Below are 22,742 nucleotides of genomic sequence, written 5' to 3'. Positions count from 1 at the left end.
TAGGCCAGAACCGGTTTCCCATCGGCTAGACGGGATAGGTCGGGTGGAACAGCCCCTTGGGTGATGCGGTGAAGATCTGGCAGCCGTCGGCGGTGATCCCAACGGAATGTTCGAACTGCGCCGATAAAGATTTATCGCGGGTGACGGCGGTCCAGTCATCGGCCAGCACTTTGGTTTCGGGGCGGCCAAGGTTGATCATCGGCTCGATGGTAAAGAACATCCCCGGTTCCAGCACGGCCCCGGTGCCCGCGCGCCCGTAATGCAGCACATTGGGCGGCGCATGAAACACCCGGCCCAAACCATGTCCGCAGAAATCGCGCACCACCGACATGCGGTGGCTTTCGGCATAGGTCTGGATCGCATGGCCGATATCGCCAAAGGTATTGCCGGGCTTGGCGGCGGCGATGCCTTTCATCAAGGCGGCATGGGTCACGTCGATCAGCCGCTCAGCCTTGCGCGACAGGGTCCCTGCGACATACATCCGGCTGGTGTCGCCATACCAGCCGTCAAGGATCACGGTGACGTCGATATTCAGGATATCGCCATCCTTCAGCACCTTGTCGCCGGGGATGCCGTGGCAGACGACGTGATTGACCGAAATGCAGCTGGCGTGCTGATACCCTTTATAGCCGATCGTCGCCGAGACCGCACCGGCATCATCCACCATCTGGGTGATGATGCGGTCCAGCGCGCCCGTGGTCTGGCCGGGGGTCACCTGCGCTGCTATCTCGTCAAGGATCATCGCCGCCAGCGCGCCTGCCTTGGCCATGCCGTCGAAATCGGCGGGGTCGTAAATCCGGATGCCGTCTTTGGTCAGGCGGCCTTTGTTCGTATCCAAGTCGCTATCCTTTGCCATCTGCCGGACGATATATGGCAAGTCTCGCCAAAGTTCTAGGGCATGGCAAAGCGCGTGGCACGATCTATAAAGCCCATGACATGACAGGAGACGACACATGCCCAACCCCACTGCCGCCATGCTGGTGATCGGCGATGAAATCCTTTCGGGCCGGACCCGCGATGCCAATATGCACCATCTGGCCGGGCGGCTGACCGAGGTGGGCATCGACCTGCGCGAGGTCCGTATCGTCAGCGACGACGCCCCCGCGATCATCACCGCCGTGCAGGCGCTCTCGGCGGGGTTTGACCATGTCTTCACCAGCGGGGGGATCGGGCCGACGCATGACGATATCACCGCCGATTGCATCGCCGCCGCCTTTGGCGACACAATCGACGTGCGCGATGATGCGCGCGCGCTGTTGCAGGCGCATTACGACCGCTCGGGGCAGGAATTGAACGCCGCGCGTCTGCGCATGGCCCGCATCCCCGCCAGCGCCACGCTGATCGACAATCCCGTCAGCACGGCACCGGGGTTCAGCATCCGCAATGTCCATGTGATGGCGGGCGTGCCATCGGTGTTTCAGGCGATGGTCGCCACCGTGTTGCCGACCCTGACCGGCGGCGCGCCGCTTTTGTCCCGCACGATCGAGGTGATCCGGGGCGAGGGCGATATCGCCGGACCTTTGGGTGTTTTTGCGGCGGACCACCCCGACCTGTCCGTCGGGTCCTATCCGTTCCAGCGCAATGGTGTCTACGGTGCCAATCTTGTGATCCGGGGCGCAGATCCGGCCGCGGTCGAGGCCGCCTTTGTCCGCCTGCAAGACCTGTTCGCCGCATGAAACTGCCATCCGCGCAGCAATGCTATCAGGTGATGGAAAGCACCTGGCCGCCTGCCGCGCGGCGCAGCATCGGTCCCTGGACGATCCGGCTTGATCCCAGCAACAGCAGCCGCGTCTGTTCCGCCACGGCAGAGGCGCCTTGGACGCCGCAGGATATCGCGCTGGCAGCATCCACCATGCGCGCGGCAGGCCAGAGGCCGCTGTTCATGATCCGCGCGGGCGAGGCGGCGCTGGACGATGCGCTGGCGCAGCGCGGCTATCTGGTCAAGGACCCCGTCAATATCCATGCGGTCGCGCTGGACCGGATGGCGATCCAGCGCCCGCCACCCGTGACGACCTTCGAGGTCTGGCCACCGCTGGCCGCACAGGCCGAGATCTGGGCGGCGGGTGGCATCAGCGCAGGCAGGCTTGCCATCATGGACCGCGCGCCGATGCCGAAAACAACGATCCTCGGGCGCGCCAAGGACCGGCCCGCAGGGACCTTGTTTGCGGGCATCCAAGGTGATTGCGCCATGGTCCATGCGGTTGAAATCGCGCCCGCGCATCGCCGCCAAGGTCTGGCGCGGCATATGATGGTCGCCAGCGCCTTTTGGGCGCAGGGGCAGGGCGCACGCTGGCTGACGCTGGTTGCGACACAGGCCAATACCGGGGCCAATACGCTCTATGCTTCCCTCGGGATGGCGGTTGTGGGACAGTATCATTATCGTATCGCACCGGAGGACGCCCTTGACTGACCAACCGACCGCCCTTGATCTGCCGATGGTCGACCCGCTGCCGGAGGCGACACAGAAATATTTCGATATCTGTCAGGAAAAACTGGGGTTCGTGCCCAATGTCCTGCGCGCCTATGCCTTTGACATCGACAAGCTGAACGCCTTTAGCGGGCTTTACAATGATGTCATGCTGGCCCCATCGGGCCTGTCCAAACTGGAACGCGAGATGATCGCCGTGGCGGTCTCTTCGGCCAATAAATGCTATTATTGCCTGACCGCGCATGGGGCGGCGGTGCGGCAGATGTCGGGGGACCCGGCCTTGGGCGAAATGCTGGTGATGAACTGGCGGGTGGCCCCGCTGGATGCGCGCCAGACAGCGATGCTGCAATTCGCCGAGACCATGACGCTGGCCAGCGGGACGATCACCGAAAAGGACCGCGACGCGCTGCGCCAGGTCGGGTTTTCGGACCGTGATATCTGGGATATCGCCGCTGTCGCTGCATTCTTCAACATGACCAACCGGATCGCCTCGGCGACCGATATGCGCCCCAATGACGCCTATCACGCGCAGGCCCGATGATCAGACTTGCGGCAGCAATGCTGGCGCTATGGGGCATGGCGGCGCAGGCGCAGGTGCTGGATTTCCCCGCAGATGCCCATTTGCAGCGCGAAGATCACGCGGCTCTGGAAAGCTATGCGCTGCCAACCGGGCGCTGGCTTGACGGGGCGGTGCCGATAACGCCCGTCGAAGGGCAGGTGACGCGGCAGGCGTGGCGGCTTGGGACGCAGGCGCTGACCACGTTGGAATTGTTGCAGCCCTTGCGGGCGCAATTGCGCGATGCGCGCTACCGGATCCTGTTCGAATGCCAGACAGAGGCCTGCGGCGGCTTTGACTTTCGCTTTGCAATCGACAGCTTGCCGCCGCCAGAGATGCAGGTGAATATCGGCGATTTCCGCTATCTGGCTGCCGAGAGGACGATACCGGGCGGGCTGGAATATCTGACGCTGCTGGTCAGCCGCATGGCCGATGCCAGCTTTGTGCAGGTGACACGGATCGCCCCGGCGGATTTTGATATGCAACCTCTGGCCAGCGCGACAGCGGCGCCGGTCGGACAGGCCGATGCGGTGGGCAGGCTTGCCCAGCAGCTGGAAGAACAGGGGCATGCGATCCTGCGCGATCTGGATTTCGCGACAGGCTCTGCGCAATTGGGGACTGGTGATTTCGCATCGCTATCGGAACTTGCGGCCTATCTTGCGGCCTATCCCGACAGGGCGGTTGCGCTGGTCGGCCATACCGATTCTGCCGGTCCGCTGGACACCAATATCGCCCTGTCGCAGCGGCGCGCGCGGTCTGTGCTGGAACGGCTTGTGACCCTTCATGGCGTGGACCGGCGTCAGCTGGCTGCCGAAGGCATGGGATATCTTGCCCCGATTGCGTCCAATCTGACGGCGGCGGGGCGCGATGCCAACCGGCGTGTCGAAGTCATCATCACATCCACGGATTAGCGTGATCAGACGGCCAGCCTGATCTGGGTCGTGTCGAAAACAGGCTCTGCAAAGACGACGCGCGCGCGCCCTTCGGATTTGGCCTGATACAAGGCCCGGTCAGCGAGGCTGAACAGCACATCCAGCGGCGTGTCGGGCGTGGCAACGACGGCCCCGATCGACAGCGTGACCGTCAGATGTGCGGGGCCGGCCCGAAACGGAATGGGTTTGGCAAGCCGTTCACTGATCACGCGGGCGTGGTCTGGCGTGGTATCCGCCAGCAGGATGGCGAATTCTTCGCCCCCGATTCGGCCGCTGATATCGCCGGTGCGCAGGTTCCGGTTCAGCATGTAAGCAATCGCTTTCAAACAGGAATCGCCCGCCTGATGCCCATAAGTGTCATTGATCTGCTTGAAATGATCCGCATCCAGCATCAACAGGATGCCGGTTTTACATTGCTGGGTCCGCAGCGTGGCCAGATCAAAGAAGGTGCGCCGGTTATTCAGCCCCGTCAGCCAATCCCTGCAGGATAGGAACGATAGCCGCCGTTGCAAACGGACCTGATGCAGCATCACCGCGAAAAACAGCCAAAGAAACGGCACGCCGACGACAAGCGCCCGGGTCAAATCATAGACCAGCGGCACGTCTGGCAGCCGTGGCACGATGGTCACTGCAAACACCATATTGGCCAAGCCGATTGCGATGGTGAACAGCACGACCCGCAGGACCACGCCCAGCCTGTTGCGCGGTGCGAGTAGATTGATGATCTTTTCCATACCCGCCCCCGCAACCGACAAGCGCAAGGTAGCCGGTATAAATTAATAGATCGTTGATGGCCCCATGATCGGCGCTGTTACCAACTGTCGGGGCCTTTGTCGGCAAAGGTCTTGGACAGAAAATCGACAAAGGCGCGGACTTTGGGCTGTGTGAAATGTCCTTGTGGATAGACGGCGTAGATCCCCAGGGTTTCATGCGGCAGATCGGGGATCGCTTCTTCGACCAGGCCGCTGCGCTTGGCCTCGGCATAGAGAAAACTGGGCAGATAGGCGATGCCCAGCCCGCCGATACAGGCGTTCAGCAAGGATTGGCCGTCGTTCACCGTCAGCCAGCCTGCGGTGCGGACCTGCCGTTTCTCGCCCGAGGGCGCGGTCAGTTTCCAGACCGCTGAATTGGCCTGGTTGGAATAATGCAGCAGCTTGTGATCGTTCAGATCGTCGATTTTCTCGGGGCGGCCGTATTGCGCGAAATAGCCCGGGCTGGCGATCATCCGGCGGGTCGTTTCGGTCAACTTATGCGCGCGCAAGGTGCTGTCTTCCATTTCACCGATCCGCACCGCCATATCAAAACCTTCCGAGATCAGTTCGACATAGCGGTTGTTCAGCACCATATTCACGGTGATATCGGGATAGGCGCCCAAAAATGCGCCCAGAACCGGTGACAGATGGTTCATCCCGAAATCGGTGGCGACGCTGATCCGCAGCAGACCCGATGGCGCGGTTTGCATGGATGTGACCAGCGCATCGGCTTCGCCTGCGTCGTTCAGCACGCGGCGGGCGCGGTCGTAATAGGCCAGCCCGATTTCCGTCGGGCTGACGCGGCGGGTGGTCCGGTTGAGCAGCCGCGCGCCCAGACGCGCCTCTAGGGCAGAGACATGTTTGGACACCGCCGATTTGGAGATCCCCATTTTCTTTGCCGCATCGGTAAAGCCACCTTGGTCAACCACGGTTGCAAAGGCTTCCATTTCCGTGAGGCGATCCATTCCCGACATCCACATTGCTTGTGCCCTTGACCCAGTCCTGACCGCAAATTCAGGCAGGAATGGGACGAATGCCTGACAATATGGGGAACGGGATCAGCTTTGGTGACGCTGCGGAAACAGAAAATAGCCTCAGGCTGTGGCTGATATACGCGTCCGGCGCTGCGCTAGAGCATCGCTGCCAGCCGGGTGCCCTGGTCGATGGCGCGTTTCGCGTCCAGTTCGGCCGCGACATCCGCCCCGCCGATCACATGCACCTGTCGCCCCGCCATGATCAATTGATCTGCCAGGCTGCGTTCGGGCAATTGGCCCGCGCATAACACGATTGTATCGGCGGCGATCAGCTTGGGGTCGCTGTGATCCGCACCCTGGCTGATGTGCAGCCCATCGGCGTCGATCCGGTCGTAATTCACGCCGCCGATCATCTGGACATTCTTCATTTGCAGCCCGGCGCGGTGAATCCAGCCGGTGGTTTTGCCCAGTCGTTTGCCCAGTTTCTCGGCCTTGCGCTGCAATAATGTGACCTGCCGCGCGGCTGCATCGGGCTGCGGGCCTTCGGGGCGCAATCCGCCGCGCACCTCGGCTGGATCACCCACGCCCCATTCCACCAGCCAATCAGGCAGGTGTTCGGTCGGGCTTTTGCCGGTGACAAGGTAATCGGCCACGTCGAAACCGATCCCGCCTGCGCCGATGATCGCGACCTTTTCGCCGATCTTGGCATCGCCGCGCAGCACCTCGATATACGACAGCACATGGGGCGCATCCTGCCCCGGAATGGCGGGATCGCGCGGCAGCACGCCGGTCGCGATGATGATCTCATCGAAACTGTCCAGATCATCTGGCGTCGCGGTGTGGCCCAGTTTCAGCGTGATCCCCGCCCGCGCAACCATCGTGTCGTAATAATCGACCAGCCCCCAGAATTCTTCTTTGCCCGGCACCTGCTTGGCAAGGTTCAGCTGACCACCGATCCTGTCTGCCTTGTCGAAAAGCGTGACATGATGCCCCCGTTCCGCCGCGGTGAGCGCCGCGGCAAGCCCCGCAGGGCCAGCGCCGACGACAGCGATTGTCTTGGGGCTGGCGGCGGGCGTCACGGTCAGTTCGGTTTCATGGCAGGCGCGCGGATTGACCAGACAGGACGACAGCTTGCCGCTGAAAGTATGATCCAGACAGGCCTGATTGCAGGCGATGCAGGGCGCGATTTCGGCGGCTTTGCCCGCCATGGCCTTGGCCACGAAATCGGGATCGGCAAGGAAGGGGCGCGCCATGCTGACCATATCGGCGCAGCCCTCGGCCAGCACCTGTTCGGCGACATCGGGCGTGTTAATCCGGTTCGAGGTGATGATCGGGATCGACACCTCGCCCATCAGCTTGCGGGTGACCCATGCAAAGGCGCGGCGCGGCACGGATGTGGCGATAGTGGGGATACGCGCCTCGTGCCAGCCAATGCCGGTGTTGATGATGCTGGCACCGGCATCCTGCATCGCGCGGGCCAGCTGGACGACCTCTTGCCAGGTCGATCCGTTCGGGATCAGGTCGATCATCGACAGCCGGTAGATCACGATGAAATCGGGGCCGACGGCGGCGCGCAGGCGGCGCATGATCTCGACCGGCAGGCGCATGCGGTTTTCATAAGACCCGCCCCAGCGGTCGGTGCGCTTGTTGGTGTGGGTCACCAGAAACTGGTTGATGAAATAGCCTTCCGATCCCATCAGCTCGACCCCGTCATAGCCTGCGGCGCGGGCGCGGGTGGCGGCGGTGACGATATCGCTGATCTGCTTTTCGATCCCGTCCTCGTCCAGCTCTTGCGGCGCAAAAGGCGAGATCGGGGATTTGATCGCCGAAGGGGCGACGCATTTGGGGCCGTAGGCATAGCGGCCCGCATGCAGGATCTGCATCGCGATCTTGCCGCCAGCATCATGGACGCGGGTCGTGACGATCCGGTGATTGGCGATGTCCTGATCGGTATAAAGCCCCGCCGCACCGGGAAAAACGCCGCCTTCTGGGTTGGGGGCCATGCCGCCCGTGACCATTAGCGCGACACCGCCGCGCGCGCGGGTGGCGTAGAATTCCGCGACGCGGTTCCAATCGCCGGTCTCTTCCAGCCCCGTATGCATCGACCCCATCAACACGCGGTTCTTGAGCGTGGTGAACCCCAGATCAAGCGGTGCAAGAAGATGTGGATATTGCGACATGGCGGGGCTCCCTTGATGGGCGAAGCATGGCCAAAGCCGCCCCGCGCGTCACGCCCAACGTGGCGTCACATCGGCAGATGCCAGCCCTGTCGCGCAAAGGGCATTGGGTTGCGCCCCCGGCCGCAAAGCGCACCGCGCTAGTGTGTTTGGGAATGATGCTGCTGGCGAAAGGCCGCTTTCAGCAGGTCGAGTTCGCTGCGCAGAAGGTCGATTTCCGCGCGGATATCATCAGCCAGCGCCGCGCCCGACAGGATCGCCAGGCTGCCGATGGTGACGCCCGCGGCGGTGTGGATCACGATAGTCTGCAGCCCTTCGCTCAGGATCGCGGCAGGCACCGGCAGGCTGCACCGCCAGCTGCCTGTTCCTGTATCCGGATCGCAGCGCAGCCCGGGCAGCGGCTGTCCTTCATGACTGGCGATCAGCGCGGGTGTCGTCGCGCAGGTCACGCGAAAGTCCCAGATACCCGCGCGCAGCTGCGCGCTTGTCAGAACCGGATCAGACATGAAGCACCTTTCAAATTTGCGCGCGCGGATAACGGCAGATGGTCAGATCGCGCAAGGTTACATTGTTCATCGCAGGGTTTTCGAACATCAGATCGATCCAGATATTCTCTGCGCGCTGTTCGTTCAATTGGGTATAGGCCAGATCGAAGGCAACGGTCGATTGCGCCCCGTCTTGCAGAAGCGGCAGCAGGATCTGTTCGGTATTCGGGCCATGGCGCAGGTTCAGCCGGGCAGAGATATTGACCGGCTGTTCCGCCGTGATCACGGTTGATAGCGCGATGATATGCTGTTTGCGCAGCCCCGCGCAGCTTTGTGCTGGCAGATCGACGACAAGCGACAGGTAATTTCCGGTGAAATGGAAAACCTCCATCCGCAAGGCGAAAGGGGCGACCTCGATATCGCGCATGTTTCTGATTTGCCGGACAGCGATTTGCGACCGGGGGCAATCGTGAAAGAAACCGATCTCATCGCCGATCCTGGTGTTGTCCTGCACCGGTGCATATCCGCCCTTGTCCAGACGCAGCCGCCAGAGCGCGGGCCGCCAGGACCAATCCGTCCCGACCGGCCGGGCGAAATTGTCAGACCCATGCAGCGGCGGTGTCAGCCGGTCGTCGGCCTGATCGCACAGGTCCTGTAACGCGGATTTCAATTGGCGCGCCTGATAGCGTTGCGCGCGCAGGGCGATCAGATCCGTTTTATCCGCATGCCGCGCCGCCGCGCGCCACCGCGCCAGCGCGCCTTTGTGAAACAGCCGGCCCAGCAGGGTCTGTGGTGTGATTGGCATCGGTTCGCGGTCCTTTCGCGGGCAGCCGGCTATGGCGTCGCATCGGCCATCATCACGCCTGGCGACAAGCCGCGCAAGACCTGATCCAGCAAGGCGCGCCCGCGCATGGCAGACAGCGGCGCGTCATCCAGACCGCGCACCGAGACCGTGACAAGCCGGTCATTCATATCGGTAAAGACGCGCCATTCGTCGGAGCCAAGCCCCGCCATCGGTGCGGGGCCCGTGTCACGGAAATGGACGATCACCCGCCCGCCGATTGCCTGCGATGAAATCACGCTGATCGTCGCGCCGCTGCCGCCTTTGTCCAACAGCCCCGCGCCCTGCGGGCTGGTCAGGAATTCATGCAAGGCGCTTTCGCCGCCGGTGACCATGGCCGATCCCGCATCGCCTGCCTGTACAATCGCCACGCCGATGATGGACGGCACCGGCGCGTCCGCACCCAGCGTGACACAGGGCGCAAAGACCGCGAAACCAGCGCGCGGGCGGCTGGATAGGGGATCGGCGCAATATCCCTCAGGTGGCGTGACCACCAGATCGCCGTTCAGCATCGTCACGGGCTGCGCCACCACCACCGGATCGCAAGCGGCAAGGGCCACGATCCCGACACAGGCGATGGCGCGCCCGATCATGGGCCTAAAGGTCCATGTAGATGTGTTTTTCACCCTTTGCGCCGGGATGGGTCAGCGCGCCCAGACGGGTGGACCCGACCAGCTGCGCATATTTCCACAAAGCACCCGAGGCATAGATCGTGTCGCGCGGGCCGGACCAGTTTTTGCGCCGCTCCTCCAGTTCCGCATCGCTGAGCGCGACCGACAATTCGCCGGTATGGGCATTCAGCGTGATCATATCGCCGTCTTTCAACAGCGCGATTGGGCCGCCCTGTGCGGCCTCTGGGCCGACATGGCCCACGCAGAACCCGCGGGTTGCCCCCGAAAAGCGGCCATCGGTGATCAGCGCGACCTTTTTGCCCATGCCTTGGCCGGACAGGGCGGCGGTGGTGGACAGCATCTCGCGCATGCCGGGGCCGCCTCTGGGGCCTTCGTTGCGGATGACGATGACTTCGCCTTCTTCATATTGGCGGGCTTTCACGGCTTCGAAAGCGTCTTCTTCGCATTCGAACACGCGGGCGGGGCCGGTGAACAGCTGTTCTTCCTCGGACATGCCCGCGACCTTCACAATCGCGCCTTCGGGGGCAAGGTTGCCTTTCAGGCCAACGACACCGCCGGTCTTGGTGATCGGGTTCTCAACGGAATAGATGACGCGGTTATCCGCCTCGCCTTTGATCATGTCGAGTTCTTCACCGATCACGCGGCCTGTCGCTGTCATGCAATCCTCGTGGATCAGACCAGCCTTGCGCAGTTCTTTCAGAACGATCGGCACGCCGCCTGCTTCGTAAAGATCCTTGGCCACATATTTGCCGCCGGGTTTCAGATCGACGAAATAGGGGGTATCGCGGAAAATCTCGCAGACATCGGCCAGATCGAAATCAATCCCGGCCTCGGCGGCGATGGCGGGCAGGTGCAGACCGGCATTGGTGGACCCGCCGGTGCAGGCCACGATGCGGGCCGCATTTTCCAGCGATTTGCGTGTCACGATATCGCGGGCGCGGATGTTCTTGGCGATCAGGTTCATCACCGCCTCGCCCGAAGCCACGCCATATTGGTCGCGCGATTCGTAAGGCGCGGGCGCACCCGAGGAATTCAGCAGCGCCAGACCGATGGCTTCAGACACGCAAGCCATGGTATTGGCGGTGAATTGCCCGCCACAGGCCCCGGCAGATGGACAGGCCACGCGTTCGAGGATTTCCAGTTCCGCATCCGACATATTGCCGGCCTGATGCTTGCCCACGGCCTCGAACACGTCTTGGACGGTCACGTCCTGCCCGTTCAACCGGCCCGGCAGGATCGACCCGCCATAGATGAACACCGACGGCACATTCAGCCGCACCATCGCCATCATCATGCCCGGCAGCGATTTGTCGCAGCCCGCCAGACCGACCAAAGCGTCATAGCAATGGCCGCGCATCGTCAATTCCACCGTATCGGCGATGGCTTCGCGCGAAGCGAGCGATGAGCGCATTCCTTCATGGCCCATCGCGATGCCGTCGGTGACGGTGATCGTGGTAAATTCGCGCGGCGTGCCTTTGGCGTTCTTGACGCCCAGCTTGACGGCCTGCGCCTGCCGGTTCAGCGTGATATTGCAAGGGGCTGCCTCGTTCCAGCAGGTGGCGACACCGACCCAAGGCTGCGCGATTTCATGTTCATCCAGCCCCATCGCATAGAAATAGGACCGATGCGGCGCGCGCGATGCGCCTTCGGTCACATGGCGGCTGGGCAATCTGGATTTGTCGACACGAGTGTTTGGCATGATATCTCTCCCCGAAAAACTGTTGGACACGGTCTAAATAACGGGCGTCACTGACACAAGCGCGAAACCGCCATTGCAGGCGGTGTGGATGGCTGTCTAAACAGGCGCATGAGTGATCCTTACCGCGCCCATGCCGCGTTCATCCGCCCTGCATGGCCGGTGCGGGACCTGTGGCGCGTGGTTGCCATGATGGCCTTGGTCGCGCTGATTTTTAGCCTGTCACCTGTTGTTCTGGCCTTGTTTTTGCCCGCCGAGGCGCGTGCGGCCTATATCGCGGGCACAAGCGCATTCGGCACCTTGCTGCAATTTTTCAGCTTTGCCGTCGCGGGGCTGGGCTTGGTGGTTTTGCTGCATCTGCTGCACAGGCGTGGCTTTTGGTCGCTGGTCGGGGATCGCAGCGCGGCTTGGGCTGATCTCAAGCGGGTAGGCGGGGCGGTCGGGCTGGTCTTGCTGCTGATCGAACTGGTCCCGCCCGCGGCGCTGGTGGATGACGCTTTGGTCATGCGCGATCTTGGGGCTTGGCTGGTGCTGTTGCCTGTCGCACTGCTGGCGCTTTTGGTGCAGGTCGGCACCGAAGAGCTGCTTTTTCGCGGCTATTTGCAACAGCAGATGGCCTGCCTGTCAGGCGCGCGCTGGCTATGGATGTTTTGTCCGTCGGCCCTGTTCGGGGCGCTGCATTATTGGAACGGCTATGGTCCTGCTGATGGGGTGATCTGGGCGGTCTGGGCGGGTTTGCTGGGGCTGGCCTGCGCCGATCTGACCGCGCGGACCGGCAATCTGGGGGCCGCGATCGGGCTGCATCTGGCCAATAATGCCTTTGCATTGCTGCTTTACGCGGTTGCGGATTGGCCGGCCTCGGGGCTGGCGCTGTTCGTCTATCCTTATGAAGATCCCGCCGCGCTTGATTACAGCCTTGCGCGCCTGCTTGATCCGCTCCTGATCGTGCAGGGGCTGACGCTGGCGCTTTGGGTGCTGGTGATGTGGCTGGCGGCCAGGATCGCGATCAAGCGCTGATTGCATTTTCAGCCGCAGGGTCATATCTCTTTTGGGTCAAGCAGAAGGCCCGCCCATGAACTGGATCACCAATTACGTTCGCCCGACGATCAACTCGTTGTTTTCGCGCCGCGAAGTGCCCGAGAATCTGTGGACCAAATGTCCCGAATGCGGGACCATGCTGTTTCACCGCGAATTGTCGGACAATCTGAACGTCTGCACCAATTGCGATCACCATATGGCCATCGGCGCGCGCGACCGGCTGCGGGCCTTGTTTGATGGCGGCGTCTTTGTCGAGGTGGCCGTTCCTGACCCTGTCGCCGACCCTTTGCATTTCCGCGATCAGAAGAAATATACCGACCGCATCAAGGAAGCCCGCAAGAAGACCGGCGAAAAAGACGCGATGCTGGTGGCCGAGGGCGATATGGGCCGCACCGGTGTCGTCGTTGCGGTGCAGGATTTTTCCTTCATGGGCGGGTCGATGTCGATGTATGTCGGCAATGCCATCGTCGCCGCCGCCGAACGCGCCATTGCGCTCAAACGCCCGCTGATCCTGTTTTCCGCAGCCGGTGGGGCGCGGATGCAAGAAGGTATCCTTGGGCTGATGCAGATGCCGCGCACCACCATCGCCGTGCAGATGCTCAAAGAAGCGGGGCTGCCCTATATCGTCGTGCTGACCCATCCGACCACGGGTGGCGTGACCGCATCCTATGCCATGCTGGGCGATGTCCAGATTGCCGAACCCAATGCGCTGATCGGTTTTGCCGGTGCGCGGGTGATCGAACAGACCATCGGGGAAAAGCTGCCCGAAGGGTTTCAGCGCGCGGAATATCTGCTGGATCACGGGATGCTGGACCGGGTGACCAAACGCACCCATCTTAAGGACGAGCTGATCACCATCGTGCGCCTGCTGACCAGACAGGCCCCGGCGGTCAAAGGCGACTTGCCTGCCCCCACAGCCGAACCGGTGGATGCTGCCAAGTGACACAAGATTCTGACGTTATCCTGCAAAGGATGATGGCGCTGCACCCCAAGGTCATCGACCTGACATTGGATCGCGTCTGGCGCCTGCTGGCGGCTGTGGGCGATCCGCAGGACCAGCTGCCCCCCGTCATCCATGTCGCGGGCACCAATGGCAAAGGGTCCACCCAAGCGATGATCCGCGCCGGGCTGGAACAGGGCGGCAGCGTCGTGCATGCCTATACATCCCCGCATCTGGCGCGGTTTCACGAACGCATCAGGCTGGCGGGCGCATTGATCAGCGAACCCGCGCTAAGTGATGTGCTGGACCGCTGTTATCACGCCAATGGCACCGACCCGATCACCTATTTCGAGATCACCACCGTCGCGGCCTTGCTGGCCTTTGCCGAAACACGCGCCGATTACACGCTGCTCGAGGTCGGGCTTGGCGGGCGACTGGATGCGACCAATGTTGTGGCACGGCCCGCGCTGACCATCATCACGCCGGTCGATATGGACCACCAGCAATATCTGGGTAACAGCTTGGCCGCGATCGCGGGCGAAAAGGCGGGGATCATCAAGCGCGGCGTGCCCTGCGTCGTCGGCCCGCAACATCCCGAAAGCATGGATGTGATCGAGGCGGTCGCCGCGCGCAACGGTGCGCCGTTGCTGGCTTATGGCCAACATTGGCATGTCAGCAGCGAACGCGACCGGCTGATCTATCAAGATGAGCGCGGTCTTTTGGATTTGCCTTTGCCCAATCTGCCCGGCCCGCATCAGGTGATGAATGCAGGCGCCGCCATTGCCGCGCTGCGGGCTTTGGGCAAGGATGAACCCGCCTGCGAGGCGGCCGTCACCCGTGCCTATTGGCCCGCGCGGATGGAAAAGCTGACCAAGGGTGCTTTGGTCGATCTGGCCGCCCCTGCCGAACTCTGGCTGGACGGCGGGCATAACCCGGCCGCGGGCGTGGCTCTTGCCGCGACCCTGCGCGCGCAATCGCCGCGCCCGACGCATCTGATCTGCGGCATGCTGAACACCAAGGATATCGCAGGCTATCTGCGGCCCTTGGCGCAGGTGGCCCAAAGCCTGACCGCCCTGTCCATCCCCGGCGAGGCGAATACGATCCCCGCCGAGGATACCGCCCGCTTTGCCGCAGAGGTCGGGCTGCCCGCCACCACCGCCGCCAGCATGCAGGATGCGATCAGCGCGATCAGGGCCGCGCATCCGCAGGCGCGCATCCTGATCTGCGGGTCGCTCTATCTGGCGGGCCATGTCATCCGGGAAAACGAGGCATGATCACCAGATTGGCCGCGACCGCTGCCGTCTTGATCGGGACGCAGGCGCAAGCGGTTGATTTCTATTTCTGCTGGCAAGGTGCCAATGGCTATACGATGACCGGTCAGATGACGGTGTCCCCGCCCGCGCTGTCCCAGCCACTGGTCACGGAAAACGATGTGACCGATTTTCGTATCGCGGGCTATCTTGACGGCCTTCTGATCGGCAAATGGGACATGCAGACACGCAAAGCGGATGCCACATGGCAGCTGCATTTTGATCCGCAGCGCGGTGCCTTCCTGACCCCCGATGAGCTGGGGCTGGGTGTCAGCCAGGCCTGGAATGCGAATGGCGATGCCGATGATTGCGGCGATCCGGGTTTCGGCTTCAATCTTGGCAATTACGCGCAGGATTTCTGCCTGAACGGTGTCTGGCTGGAACAAAGCGGGATGCCACCGGAAACCCCGTTTCTGGTCAGCCCGACCCCCGTCAGCCCGATCTGCGAAATTTACGCCCCGACCAGCTAGGGCGAATCAGTCACTTGACGACGAATCACTTCATCGCATAGGGTCTGTGCAACGCAAAGCGCCATAAAAACGGGCGTTGCCGGGCAGTGGGGCGGGACGAGACGGCAGGCTTTCGGGCCTGCCTCTTTGTTTGTGGGCCTATCAGCGCGCGATCCGCGACTTATTGCTGCCCGACAGCCGCACATATTTGCAAGACATCGGGTGAAAGGCTAGCGTCAAGGCATAAGCCCGAAAGTGAGGCATGAGCGTGCTAAGAAAAATCCTGATCGCTGGCATGACGGCCGCGCTTTGCGCGCCGGGGGGGGCTGCGCTGGCGCAGGCCGATCTTGGGGCCTATCTGGCCGGGCGGCAGGCGGCGGGGGCCAATGATTTTGCCCAGGGCGCGCAATATTTCAGCGCGGCCTTGCAGGCTGATCCGGGCAATCCTGTCCTGCTCGAAAGCGCGCTGACCTCTTTCGTGGCGCTGGGCGATTTCGACAAGGCCGAGGTGATGGCCCGCGAAATGGTGCGTCTGCGTCTGCCCAGCCAGATTGCCGATCTTGTCATCAATGTCGCTGATGCCAAGACCGGCAATTGGTATGGCATCTTCGAGGCGCTGGAAAGCGGCCGCTCTGTCGGCCCGTTGGTCGATGGGCTGACGCAGGGCTGGGCGCATATGGGCAATGGCAATATCCGGCGCGCGCTGGCTCAGTTCGATCAGGTGATCGAGACCGCCAATATGACGATGTACGGGATCACCCACAAAGCCTATGCCCTTGCATCGGTTGGTGATTTCGACGGGGCCGAAGCGTTGTTTTCCGCGCGCCCGGATATGCAATACAGCCGCAAAAGCGCCATCGCCCATATCGAGATCCTCAGCCAGCTGGGTCGCAATCCCCAAGCGCTGGACTTGCTTGACGGTATCTTCGGCAGCCAGCCCGATGCGGGGGTGGCCGCGCTGCGCGCTGCCTTGGTGGCGGGCGAGGCCGTGCCTTTTGCCGCGGTGCCGACCCCGCGGGCGGGGTTGGCAGAGGTCTATATCACCGTGGCGGGTCTGGTGCAGACCGATGTGCCTGACACCTTTACCCTGCTGTTCGCACGGGCCGCCACATCGCTGGCCCCCGAAAACACGCCAGCTTTGCTGATGACCGCAGGCTTGCTGGAAGATCTGGGGCAATATGATCTGGCCAATGCCGCCTATACCGGCGTCGCGCGGGACGATCTGGCGTTTCCTTCGGCCGAGCTGGGGCGCGCCGATGTGCTGCGCGCGGCCGGCAGGCAGGATGCTGCGATGGAGGTTCTGCAAGCCTTGTCGCGCAGTTACCCCGATATGCCGCGGGTTTTTGCCGCCAAGGGCAACCTGCTGCGCGAGGCTGACCGTCTGGAAGACGCCAAAGCCGCCTATACCCGCGCGCTGGCGCTTTATGATGATGCAGCCCCCGCCAAATGGATCGTTTTCTATACGCGCGGCATCGCCAATCACCAGCTTGACCTTTGGCCCGAGGCCGAGGCCGATTTCCGTGCCGCGCTGGCCTTGCAGCCTGATAATCCACAGATCCTGAATTACCTGGGCTATTCGCTGGTCGAACGCGGCGAAAAGCTGGACGAGGCGTTGGCGATGATCGAAACCGCCGTTGCGGCCTTGCCTGATAACGGGGCGATTGTCGATTCGCTGGGCTGGGTGCTGTTCCAGCTGGGCGATTTTCAGCAAGCGGTTGAAATCCTTGAACGCGCCGCGACGCTGGAACCTGTCGATCCTGTGATCAATGACCATCTGGGCGATGCCTATTGGGCCGTGGGCCGCACCATAGAGGCGCGGTTTCAATGGCAGCGCGCCTTGTCCTTCAACCCTGCCGAGGCTGATGCGCAGCGCATCCGCGACAAGCTGAGCAGCGGTCTTGATCTTGTGCTGATCGCCGAAGGCAAAGAGCCTCTCAGGCTGGCCCGTGGCAACGATTAAGGCCACAGCCCCCGCCAAGGTCAACCTGACCTTGCATGTGACCGGCCGCCGCGATGACGGCTATCACCTGCTGGATTCGCTGGTGGTCTTTGCCGGGGTCTGCGACCAGCTGAGCGCCACCAGCTCGCCTGATATGCGGCTCAGCGTCACGGGTCCGTTTTCGCCCGGCGTGCCGAATGATGACAGCAACCTGATGATGCGGGCAGCCATCGCGCTGCAACGGGTGCGCGGGGTCGAGCTCGGCGCTGCGCTGACCTTGGAAAAACATCTGCCCCATGCGGCGGGCATCGGCAGCGGGTCGTCGGATGCGGCGCTGACCCTTGCGATGCTGGCAGAGCTTTGGGGCGTGCCGCCTTTGCCCGCCGATGCCCCCGAGGTGGTCGCCTTGGGTGCCGATGTGCCGGTCTGTCTGCAAGCCCCGGCACCGACGCGCATGACCGGTATCGGTGACAGGCTGTCCGATGTGCCGCCTCTGCCTGATTGCGCATTGGTGCTGGTGCGCCCGCCTGTCGATGTGCCGACGGCGGCGGTGTTTCAGGCGCTGACCAGCCGCGATGGCAGCGGCATGGATGCTTTGCCGCAGGGGCTGGATTACGACGGTTTCGCGCGATGGCTGGCCGCACAGCGCAACGATCTGCAAGCCCCCGCCGAAAGCATCGCACCCGCAATCACCCAAGCGATTGCCGCATTGCGCGCGCTGCCCGTTGTCAGCTATGCGGGCATGTCGGGGTCGGGGGCCACATGTTACGGCTTGGTCAAGGATATGGCGACCGCGCGTCAGGTCGCGCGCCGGATGCAGATTGCGCATATGAATTGGTGGGTTGCCCCTGCGGCGGTGCTTCAACCGGCCTGATCGCGGCGCATCAGGGTGATGAATGTCTCGCCATAGCGGCGCTGATCGACGACAGAGAATCCTTCGGGGGCGACTTGGCCGCGCCCTTCTTCCCAGACGATCAGCGCTTCTGGCGCGATCCAGCCTTGGCGCAATGCGGCATCCAGCGCGGCATGTCCCAGCGCCAGACCATAAGGCGGATCAAGAAACACCAGATTGCAGGGCTGGCCTGCGGGGATCGCCACGACGCTGGTCGGGATCAGGCGGGTGTCCCGTTCGCGCCGCAGCTTGGCGATATTCGCGCGGATCAGCAGCTGCGCCGCGCGCCCGTTATCGACAAAGGTCGCATGAACAGCGCCGCGCGACAACGCCTCTAGCCCCAGCGCACCCGTGCCTGCGAACAGGTCCAGCACCCGCGCCCCGCGCAGGATATCGCCGAACCGGCCGCCTTGCAGCACGTTGAACAGGCTTTCGCGCACCCGGTCGCTGGTCGGGCGCAGATGGGCGGCGTCATCCCCCGCGCCGACAGCGGCCAGCTGGGTGCCGCGATGGGTGCCTGCGATGATCCTCATGCGGCCAGCAGCGCCTTCATATCGGTGGCAGGGTTGGTGATCAGCGCGGGGTCGGGGCTGCGGCCCGCCTCGATCAGGCGCTTGCCGATCATGTAATTGCGCGGATCATTCATCGCATCCACCGCCAGCAGGTCCGCGCCGCGATAATACCAATGCGATTGCACGCCGGGCGCGTCGCCCTTGCGGATATGCACATCCGTATAGCCCGTATTCAGCCCCGCGATCTGCAGCTTGCAATCATATTGATCCGACCAGAACCAGGGTTTGGGCTGGTAGGGCAGGTCGCGGCCCATGATGTTCAGCGCCACGGCCTCGGCCTGATCAATGGCATTGCCGACGCTTTCCAGCCGGATGCGGTTGCCGTGAAACAGGCAGGATGCGCAATCGCCGGCGGCCCAGATATGCGGGTCGGATGTGCGGCCGTGGCTATCGGTCGTAATGCCGTTCTCGACATGCAGGCCCGCGCTATCGGCCAAGATGGTCGCAGGCGTGATCCCCGCACCGATAATGGCGAAATCCACGGCCAGTTCGGTGCCATCGGTCAGCCGCGCCCCCGTCACACGGCTATCGCCCAGCAGACGGCCCAGCCCCAGCCCTTCGCGGATCGTGACGCCATGCGATTGGTGCAAGGCGCGGAAATAATCCGAGGTTTGCGGCGCCGCCACCCGTTGCAGGATACGGTCAGCCATTTCCACCAGCGTCACGCGCAACCCGCGCTTGGCCGCGACCGCCGCCGCCTCTAGCCCGATATAGCCGCCGCCGACGATCAGCACCTGCCGCCCTGCGACCAGTTCAGGGGCCAAAGCATCGGCATCGGCCAGATCGCGCATCGCATAGACACCGTCGAGCATACCGCCAATCGCCGCAGGCAAGATGCGCGGATGCGCGCCCGTCGTCAGCACCAGATGATCATAGCCCAGCATTTCATCACCGGTCAGCGTGACGGTCTTTGCCGCTGGATCAACCGCCACGACGCGGGTGCCAAGCCGCAGGGTGATACCTTGGTCGGCGTAAAATTCGGCTGGCCGCAGATAGAGCCGTTCTTGCGCCATATCGCCCAGCAGATAGGCTTTGGACAGGGGCGGGCGCTGATAGGGCGGGACCGGTTCTGCGCCGATCAATGTGATGGCACCTGCGAACCCTTCGGCGCGCAATTTCGCGACCACAGATGCACCGGCCTGCCCCGCGCCTGCGACAACAACATGCGTCATGAAACTGTTCCCTTGGTGACACCACTTGTTTTGCCGCACTCTATATGGGAAGCAATCGGCGATACAACGCGAAGAGGGGGCGAAAGCCATGACAATCAAGACAGGCGATACACTACCGGATGCGACTTTGCTGGTGATGGGTGACAATGGACCAGAGCCGGTGGCTCTTGCCGATAAGATCAAAGGCCGCAAGGTCGTGATCTTCGGGCTGCCCGGCGCCTTTACCGGCACTTGTACCACGGCCCATGTGCCCAGCTTTATGGCGACCTATGACGATTTCATGGCCAAAGGCGTGGATGAGATCATCTGCATGTCGGTCAATGATCCTTTCGTGATGAAGGCCTGGGGCGAAAGCACCGGCGCGATGGAAACCGGCATCACCATGCTGGCGGATGCCGAAAGCGCCTTTACCACCGCCATCGGGATGGATTTCAGCGCAGGGCCTGTCGGTTTCGTGAACCGCTCGCGGCGCTATGCGATGCTGGTCGAGGATGGCGTGGTCAAGATCCTGAACGAAGAGGCAGGACCGGGTCAGTGCGAAATCTCGGCTGGTCAAACGCTGCTCGCGGAACTGGCATAACGACAAGGGCGGCCAAAGGGCCGCCCTTTTCATTCGGTGGTGTTGAGCACCCTGCGCGTCGGGAAGGGGATTTCCACACCGGCTGCGTCTAGCGCCTCTTTCACCTGCCGCTTCATATCGGCCTGATACTGAAAGAAATCGGCGCTGGAACACCAGACCCGCACCAGAAAATCGACCGAGAAATCGCCAAGGTTGTTGACCTGAATGAACGGTGCAGGCTCTGCCCAGGACCGTGGGTCCGACAGGATCGTCATGCGGATCGTCTCCTCGGCCAGTTTCAGGTCCGCGCCATAGCTGACGCCGAACACCCATTCCGCGCGGCGGCTGTCATAGACGGAATAATTGACGATCGTATTGCCCCAGACCTGGCTGTTGGGAATGATGATCTGCACATTGGCAATCGACGCGAGTTCGATGAAGTTGAGGTTGATTTCTTTCACCGTGCCCATCTGGCCGTTGACCTCGACGAAATCACCCAGTTTCACGGGGCGGAAGAACACGATCATCACACCCGCCGCGATATTGGACAATGTGCCTTGCAAGGCCAGACCGATGGCCAGACCGGCGGCACCGATGACCGCCACAAAAGATGTCGTCTGCACCCCGAAAGTGTTGAGAACGAACAGAAACGCAAAGCCGATGATCACATAGCGGACGATATTGCCCAGAAAGCTGAACAAAGTCGCGTCCAGATGCCGGTTCATCTGCCCCACGCGGATCAGCCGCCCGCGCAGCCAGCCGCCAATGATAAACCCCGTGATCAGGATCAGGATCGCCGCAAGGACACTGCCAAAGATCGAAACCATGAATTCGAGCGTCAGCAGATCGGCCAATGTGCGCCCGTTGATAATCTCTGTCGTCAGCAAATTGTCCAAGTCAGCCCCCGGCGAGCGCGTCCATTTTCGCACCCAGTTTGGTGTCCAGCGCCGACAATCCGCCCGCGTCATGGGTCGTCAATGTCACCTCGACGGTTTTATAGACATTCGACCATTCGGGGTGGTGATTCCATTTTTCGGCCCAAAGGGCAACCTTTGTCATGAAACCAAAGGCGTCGATAAAGTTGCGAAAGACGAATTGCTTATGGATCGCGTCGCGCCCTTCGACCAATTGCCAGCCATTGGCCAGAAGGGGGGCAAGGTCGCTGTCGCGTTCGGTTTGGGTCAATGCGTCGGTCATTGGTGTTCCTCCCTGTCTGATTTGCGGAACGGACCATAGCTGGTCAGCACCTCGATTTCGTGATCCACCGCGTCGCGTTCGGCCAGCAGATAGCGGCCCACCGCATCGCGAAAACCGGCATCCGCGAACCAATGCAGCGAATGCACCGGGACCGGCAGATAGCCGCGCGCCAGCTTGTGTTCGCCCTGCGCGCCCGCCTCGACCCGCGCCATGCCATGGGCGATGGCAAAGTCGATGGCCTGATAATAGCATAATTCGAAATGCAGGCAGGCATGGTGTTCGGTGCAGCCCCAATAGCGGCCATATAACGTGTCGCGCCCGATAAAGTTTAGCGCGCCCGCGACAGGCACGCCATCACGGATCGCCAGCACCATCAGCATATCATCGCGCAAAGTCTGATGCGCGAAGTGAAAGAAATTCCGCGTCAGATACGGCGTGCCCCATTTGCGGTTGCCGGTGTCCTGATAGAATTGCCAGAACGCATCCCAATGTTCCGGCTGGATCTGGTCGCCGGTCAGCGCCAGGATCTGCCCGCCGAAGCCCTGCGCGGTCTCGCGTTCCTTGCGGATATTCTTGCGCTTGCGGCTGGACAGGCTGGCAAGGAAATCGTCAAACCCGCCATAGCCGTCGTTGACCCAGTGAAACTGCTGCCCGATGCGGGGTTGCAGGCCCATTTCGGCCCCTGCCAGCGCCTCGGCCTCGGTGCAGAAGGTCGCGTGCAAGGATGACAGGTTGTTGTCGGCGGCGATCTGGACAGCACCCTGGACCAAGGCGGCCATGCCCACGGCCTCATGCCCCGGACGGGTCAGGAACCGCCGCCCCGTGGCGGGCGTGAACGGCACCGCGATCTGGAGCTTCGGATAATACCGCCCGCCTGCGTTTTCATAGGCATGCGCCCAATTGTGATCAAAGATATATTCGCCCTGGCTATGCCCCTTGGCATAAAGCGGGGCCACCGCGATGATCTGGCCGTTTTGCTGCGCGCTTAAGTAGCGCGGCTGCCAGCCGGTGCCCGCCCCAACAGAATAGCTGTCCTCTAGCGCCTTGAGAAAACGATGCGTTGTGAACGGGTCGATGGGGCGGCCATCGGCGGCCTCGGGGCAGGCGCAGGCATCCCAATCGGCGGGGGTGATGCCGTTGATACTGGCATGGGTGGTGATTTCGATCGCTGATCCGTCCATCTGCTTTAACTGGCTGGCGC

Annotated in this window: 24 protein-coding genes; 11 read left to right on the top strand and 13 right to left on the bottom strand. The window is 62.4% G+C overall.

Features of this window, described 5'->3' with window-relative positions:
* Window positions 1–25: 25 nt before the first annotated feature.
* Window positions 26–856 carry a type I methionyl aminopeptidase gene (map, locus tag LOKVESSMR4R_RS14705; RefSeq protein ID WP_204248682.1) on the bottom strand — a complete coding sequence of 277 codons (831 nt, stop codon included), beginning with the start codon at window positions 854–856 and terminating at the stop codon, window positions 26–28.
* A 97-nt stretch (window positions 857–953) separates the two neighbouring features.
* Here map and LOKVESSMR4R_RS14700 point away from each other — a divergent pair, with 97 nt between their 5' ends.
* Genes LOKVESSMR4R_RS14700 through LOKVESSMR4R_RS14685 form a run of 4 tightly spaced genes read left to right on the top strand, consistent with a single transcriptional unit; the run spans window position 954 to window position 3,895 of the window.
* The gene (locus tag LOKVESSMR4R_RS14700) at window positions 954–1,676 is read left to right on the top strand and encodes a competence/damage-inducible protein A (protein WP_087209907.1); all 723 of its coding nucleotides are present in this window, start codon (window positions 954–956) and stop codon (window positions 1,674–1,676) included.
* A complete protein-coding gene (locus LOKVESSMR4R_RS14695) occupies window positions 1,673–2,410 on the top strand; it encodes a GNAT family N-acetyltransferase (protein ID WP_087209905.1) in 738 nt (245 codons plus the stop codon). Before LOKVESSMR4R_RS14700 ends, LOKVESSMR4R_RS14695 begins: the two co-directional genes overlap by 4 nt.
* Complete coding sequence (locus LOKVESSMR4R_RS14690) at window positions 2,403–2,969, top strand: peroxidase-related enzyme (protein ID WP_237331802.1); 567 nt, start codon at window positions 2,403–2,405, stop codon at window positions 2,967–2,969. Before LOKVESSMR4R_RS14695 ends, LOKVESSMR4R_RS14690 begins: the two co-directional genes overlap by 8 nt.
* On the top strand, window positions 2,966–3,895 hold the full coding sequence (locus LOKVESSMR4R_RS14685; protein WP_087209899.1) for an OmpA family protein: 930 nt from the start codon (window positions 2,966–2,968) through the stop codon (window positions 3,893–3,895). Before LOKVESSMR4R_RS14690 ends, LOKVESSMR4R_RS14685 begins: the two co-directional genes overlap by 4 nt.
* Before the next feature lie 5 nt (window positions 3,896–3,900).
* Here LOKVESSMR4R_RS14685 and LOKVESSMR4R_RS14680 read toward each other — a convergent pair whose 3' ends face one another.
* The 7 genes from LOKVESSMR4R_RS14680 to ilvD form a co-directional block, all read right to left on the bottom strand.
* Window positions 3,901–4,650 (bottom strand): GGDEF domain-containing protein, encoded by a 750-nt coding sequence (locus LOKVESSMR4R_RS14680; protein WP_087209896.1) that lies wholly within the window; start codon window positions 4,648–4,650, stop codon window positions 3,901–3,903.
* A gap of 77 nt (window positions 4,651–4,727) precedes the next feature.
* Window positions 4,728–5,633 (bottom strand): LysR family transcriptional regulator, encoded by a 906-nt coding sequence (locus LOKVESSMR4R_RS14675; RefSeq protein ID WP_087209891.1) that lies wholly within the window; start codon window positions 5,631–5,633, stop codon window positions 4,728–4,730.
* Window positions 5,634–5,797: 164 nt separating this feature from the next.
* Window positions 5,798–7,822, bottom strand: coding sequence for an NADPH-dependent 2,4-dienoyl-CoA reductase (locus tag LOKVESSMR4R_RS14670; RefSeq protein ID WP_087209888.1), 2,025 nt, complete (start codon window positions 7,820–7,822; stop codon window positions 5,798–5,800).
* A gap of 137 nt (window positions 7,823–7,959) precedes the next feature.
* Complete coding sequence (locus LOKVESSMR4R_RS14665; protein WP_087209885.1) at window positions 7,960–8,325, bottom strand: hypothetical protein; 366 nt, start codon at window positions 8,323–8,325, stop codon at window positions 7,960–7,962.
* A 10-nt stretch (window positions 8,326–8,335) separates the two neighbouring features.
* The gene (locus LOKVESSMR4R_RS14660) at window positions 8,336–9,109 is read right to left on the bottom strand and encodes a DUF6478 family protein (RefSeq protein WP_087209882.1); all 774 of its coding nucleotides are present in this window, start codon (window positions 9,107–9,109) and stop codon (window positions 8,336–8,338) included.
* Between the two features lie 29 nt (window positions 9,110–9,138).
* A complete protein-coding gene (locus tag LOKVESSMR4R_RS14655; protein ID WP_087209879.1) occupies window positions 9,139–9,738 on the bottom strand; it encodes a dihydroxy-acid dehydratase in 600 nt (199 codons plus the stop codon).
* Window positions 9,739–9,742: 4 nt separating this feature from the next.
* Complete coding sequence (gene ilvD / locus LOKVESSMR4R_RS14650; RefSeq protein ID WP_087209876.1) at window positions 9,743–11,476, bottom strand: dihydroxy-acid dehydratase; 1,734 nt, start codon at window positions 11,474–11,476, stop codon at window positions 9,743–9,745.
* A gap of 108 nt (window positions 11,477–11,584) precedes the next feature.
* Between ilvD and LOKVESSMR4R_RS14645 the strand changes: the two genes are divergently transcribed.
* The 6 genes from LOKVESSMR4R_RS14645 (at window position 11,585) to LOKVESSMR4R_RS14620 (ending at window position 18,023) form a co-directional block, all read left to right on the top strand.
* Entirely contained in the window at window positions 11,585–12,490 is a 906-nt protein-coding gene (locus LOKVESSMR4R_RS14645) for a CPBP family intramembrane glutamic endopeptidase (RefSeq protein ID WP_087209872.1), read from the top strand.
* 55 nt (window positions 12,491–12,545) lie between these two features.
* Window positions 12,546–13,454: an acetyl-CoA carboxylase, carboxyltransferase subunit beta gene (gene accD, locus LOKVESSMR4R_RS14640; protein ID WP_087209869.1), complete on the top strand. Its 909-nt coding sequence runs from the start codon at window positions 12,546–12,548 to the stop codon at window positions 13,452–13,454.
* A 29-nt stretch (window positions 13,455–13,483) separates the two neighbouring features.
* Complete coding sequence (locus LOKVESSMR4R_RS14635; protein ID WP_087209866.1) at window positions 13,484–14,725, top strand: bifunctional folylpolyglutamate synthase/dihydrofolate synthase; 1,242 nt, start codon at window positions 13,484–13,486, stop codon at window positions 14,723–14,725.
* On the top strand, window positions 14,722–15,231 hold the full coding sequence (locus LOKVESSMR4R_RS14630) for a hypothetical protein (protein ID WP_087209863.1): 510 nt from the start codon (window positions 14,722–14,724) through the stop codon (window positions 15,229–15,231). Before LOKVESSMR4R_RS14635 ends, LOKVESSMR4R_RS14630 begins: the two co-directional genes overlap by 4 nt.
* A gap of 241 nt (window positions 15,232–15,472) precedes the next feature.
* Window positions 15,473–17,170 carry a tetratricopeptide repeat protein gene (locus LOKVESSMR4R_RS14625; protein ID WP_237331801.1) on the top strand — a complete coding sequence of 566 codons (1,698 nt, stop codon included), beginning with the start codon at window positions 15,473–15,475 and terminating at the stop codon, window positions 17,168–17,170.
* Window positions 17,157–18,023 (top strand): 4-(cytidine 5'-diphospho)-2-C-methyl-D-erythritol kinase, encoded by an 867-nt coding sequence (locus LOKVESSMR4R_RS14620; RefSeq protein ID WP_087209860.1) that lies wholly within the window; start codon window positions 17,157–17,159, stop codon window positions 18,021–18,023. The genes LOKVESSMR4R_RS14625 and LOKVESSMR4R_RS14620 overlap by 14 nt, the downstream gene beginning before the upstream one ends.
* Here the strand turns inward: LOKVESSMR4R_RS14620 and rsmD are convergent.
* Together rsmD and LOKVESSMR4R_RS14610 are read right to left on the bottom strand one after the other, a co-directional pair.
* The gene (gene rsmD, locus LOKVESSMR4R_RS14615) at window positions 18,011–18,574 is read right to left on the bottom strand and encodes a 16S rRNA (guanine(966)-N(2))-methyltransferase RsmD (RefSeq protein WP_087209857.1); all 564 of its coding nucleotides are present in this window, start codon (window positions 18,572–18,574) and stop codon (window positions 18,011–18,013) included. The two genes, LOKVESSMR4R_RS14620 and rsmD, sit on opposite strands and share 13 nt — an antisense overlap.
* Window positions 18,571–19,785, bottom strand: coding sequence for an NAD(P)/FAD-dependent oxidoreductase (locus tag LOKVESSMR4R_RS14610; protein ID WP_087209854.1), 1,215 nt, complete (start codon window positions 19,783–19,785; stop codon window positions 18,571–18,573). Before LOKVESSMR4R_RS14610 ends, rsmD begins: the two co-directional genes overlap by 4 nt.
* Window positions 19,786–19,873: 88 nt before the next feature.
* On the opposite strand from LOKVESSMR4R_RS14610, the gene LOKVESSMR4R_RS14605 reads away from it, so the two are divergent.
* The gene (locus tag LOKVESSMR4R_RS14605) at window positions 19,874–20,365 is read left to right on the top strand and encodes a peroxiredoxin (protein WP_087209851.1); all 492 of its coding nucleotides are present in this window, start codon (window positions 19,874–19,876) and stop codon (window positions 20,363–20,365) included.
* A 29-nt stretch (window positions 20,366–20,394) separates the two neighbouring features.
* Here LOKVESSMR4R_RS14605 and LOKVESSMR4R_RS14600 read toward each other — a convergent pair whose 3' ends face one another.
* The 3 genes from LOKVESSMR4R_RS14600 to LOKVESSMR4R_RS14590 are packed head-to-tail and all read right to left on the bottom strand — an operon-like array spanning window position 20,395 to window position 22,722.
* Window positions 20,395–21,240 (bottom strand): mechanosensitive ion channel family protein, encoded by an 846-nt coding sequence (locus tag LOKVESSMR4R_RS14600; RefSeq protein ID WP_087209848.1) that lies wholly within the window; start codon window positions 21,238–21,240, stop codon window positions 20,395–20,397.
* A 1-nt stretch (window position 21,241) separates the two neighbouring features.
* On the bottom strand, window positions 21,242–21,541 hold the full coding sequence (locus LOKVESSMR4R_RS14595) for a 4a-hydroxytetrahydrobiopterin dehydratase (RefSeq protein WP_087209845.1): 300 nt from the start codon (window positions 21,539–21,541) through the stop codon (window positions 21,242–21,244).
* Window positions 21,538–22,722 carry a GNAT family N-acetyltransferase gene (locus tag LOKVESSMR4R_RS14590; RefSeq protein WP_087209842.1) on the bottom strand — a complete coding sequence of 395 codons (1,185 nt, stop codon included), beginning with the start codon at window positions 22,720–22,722 and terminating at the stop codon, window positions 21,538–21,540. Before LOKVESSMR4R_RS14590 ends, LOKVESSMR4R_RS14595 begins: the two co-directional genes overlap by 4 nt.
* Window positions 22,723–22,742 lie beyond the last annotated feature (20 nt).

The sequence above is a fragment of the Yoonia vestfoldensis genome (assembly GCF_002158905.1).
Classification (GTDB): domain Bacteria; phylum Pseudomonadota; class Alphaproteobacteria; order Rhodobacterales; family Rhodobacteraceae; genus Yoonia; species Yoonia vestfoldensis_B.
This window is presented reverse-complemented; position numbering and strand designations above follow the sequence as displayed.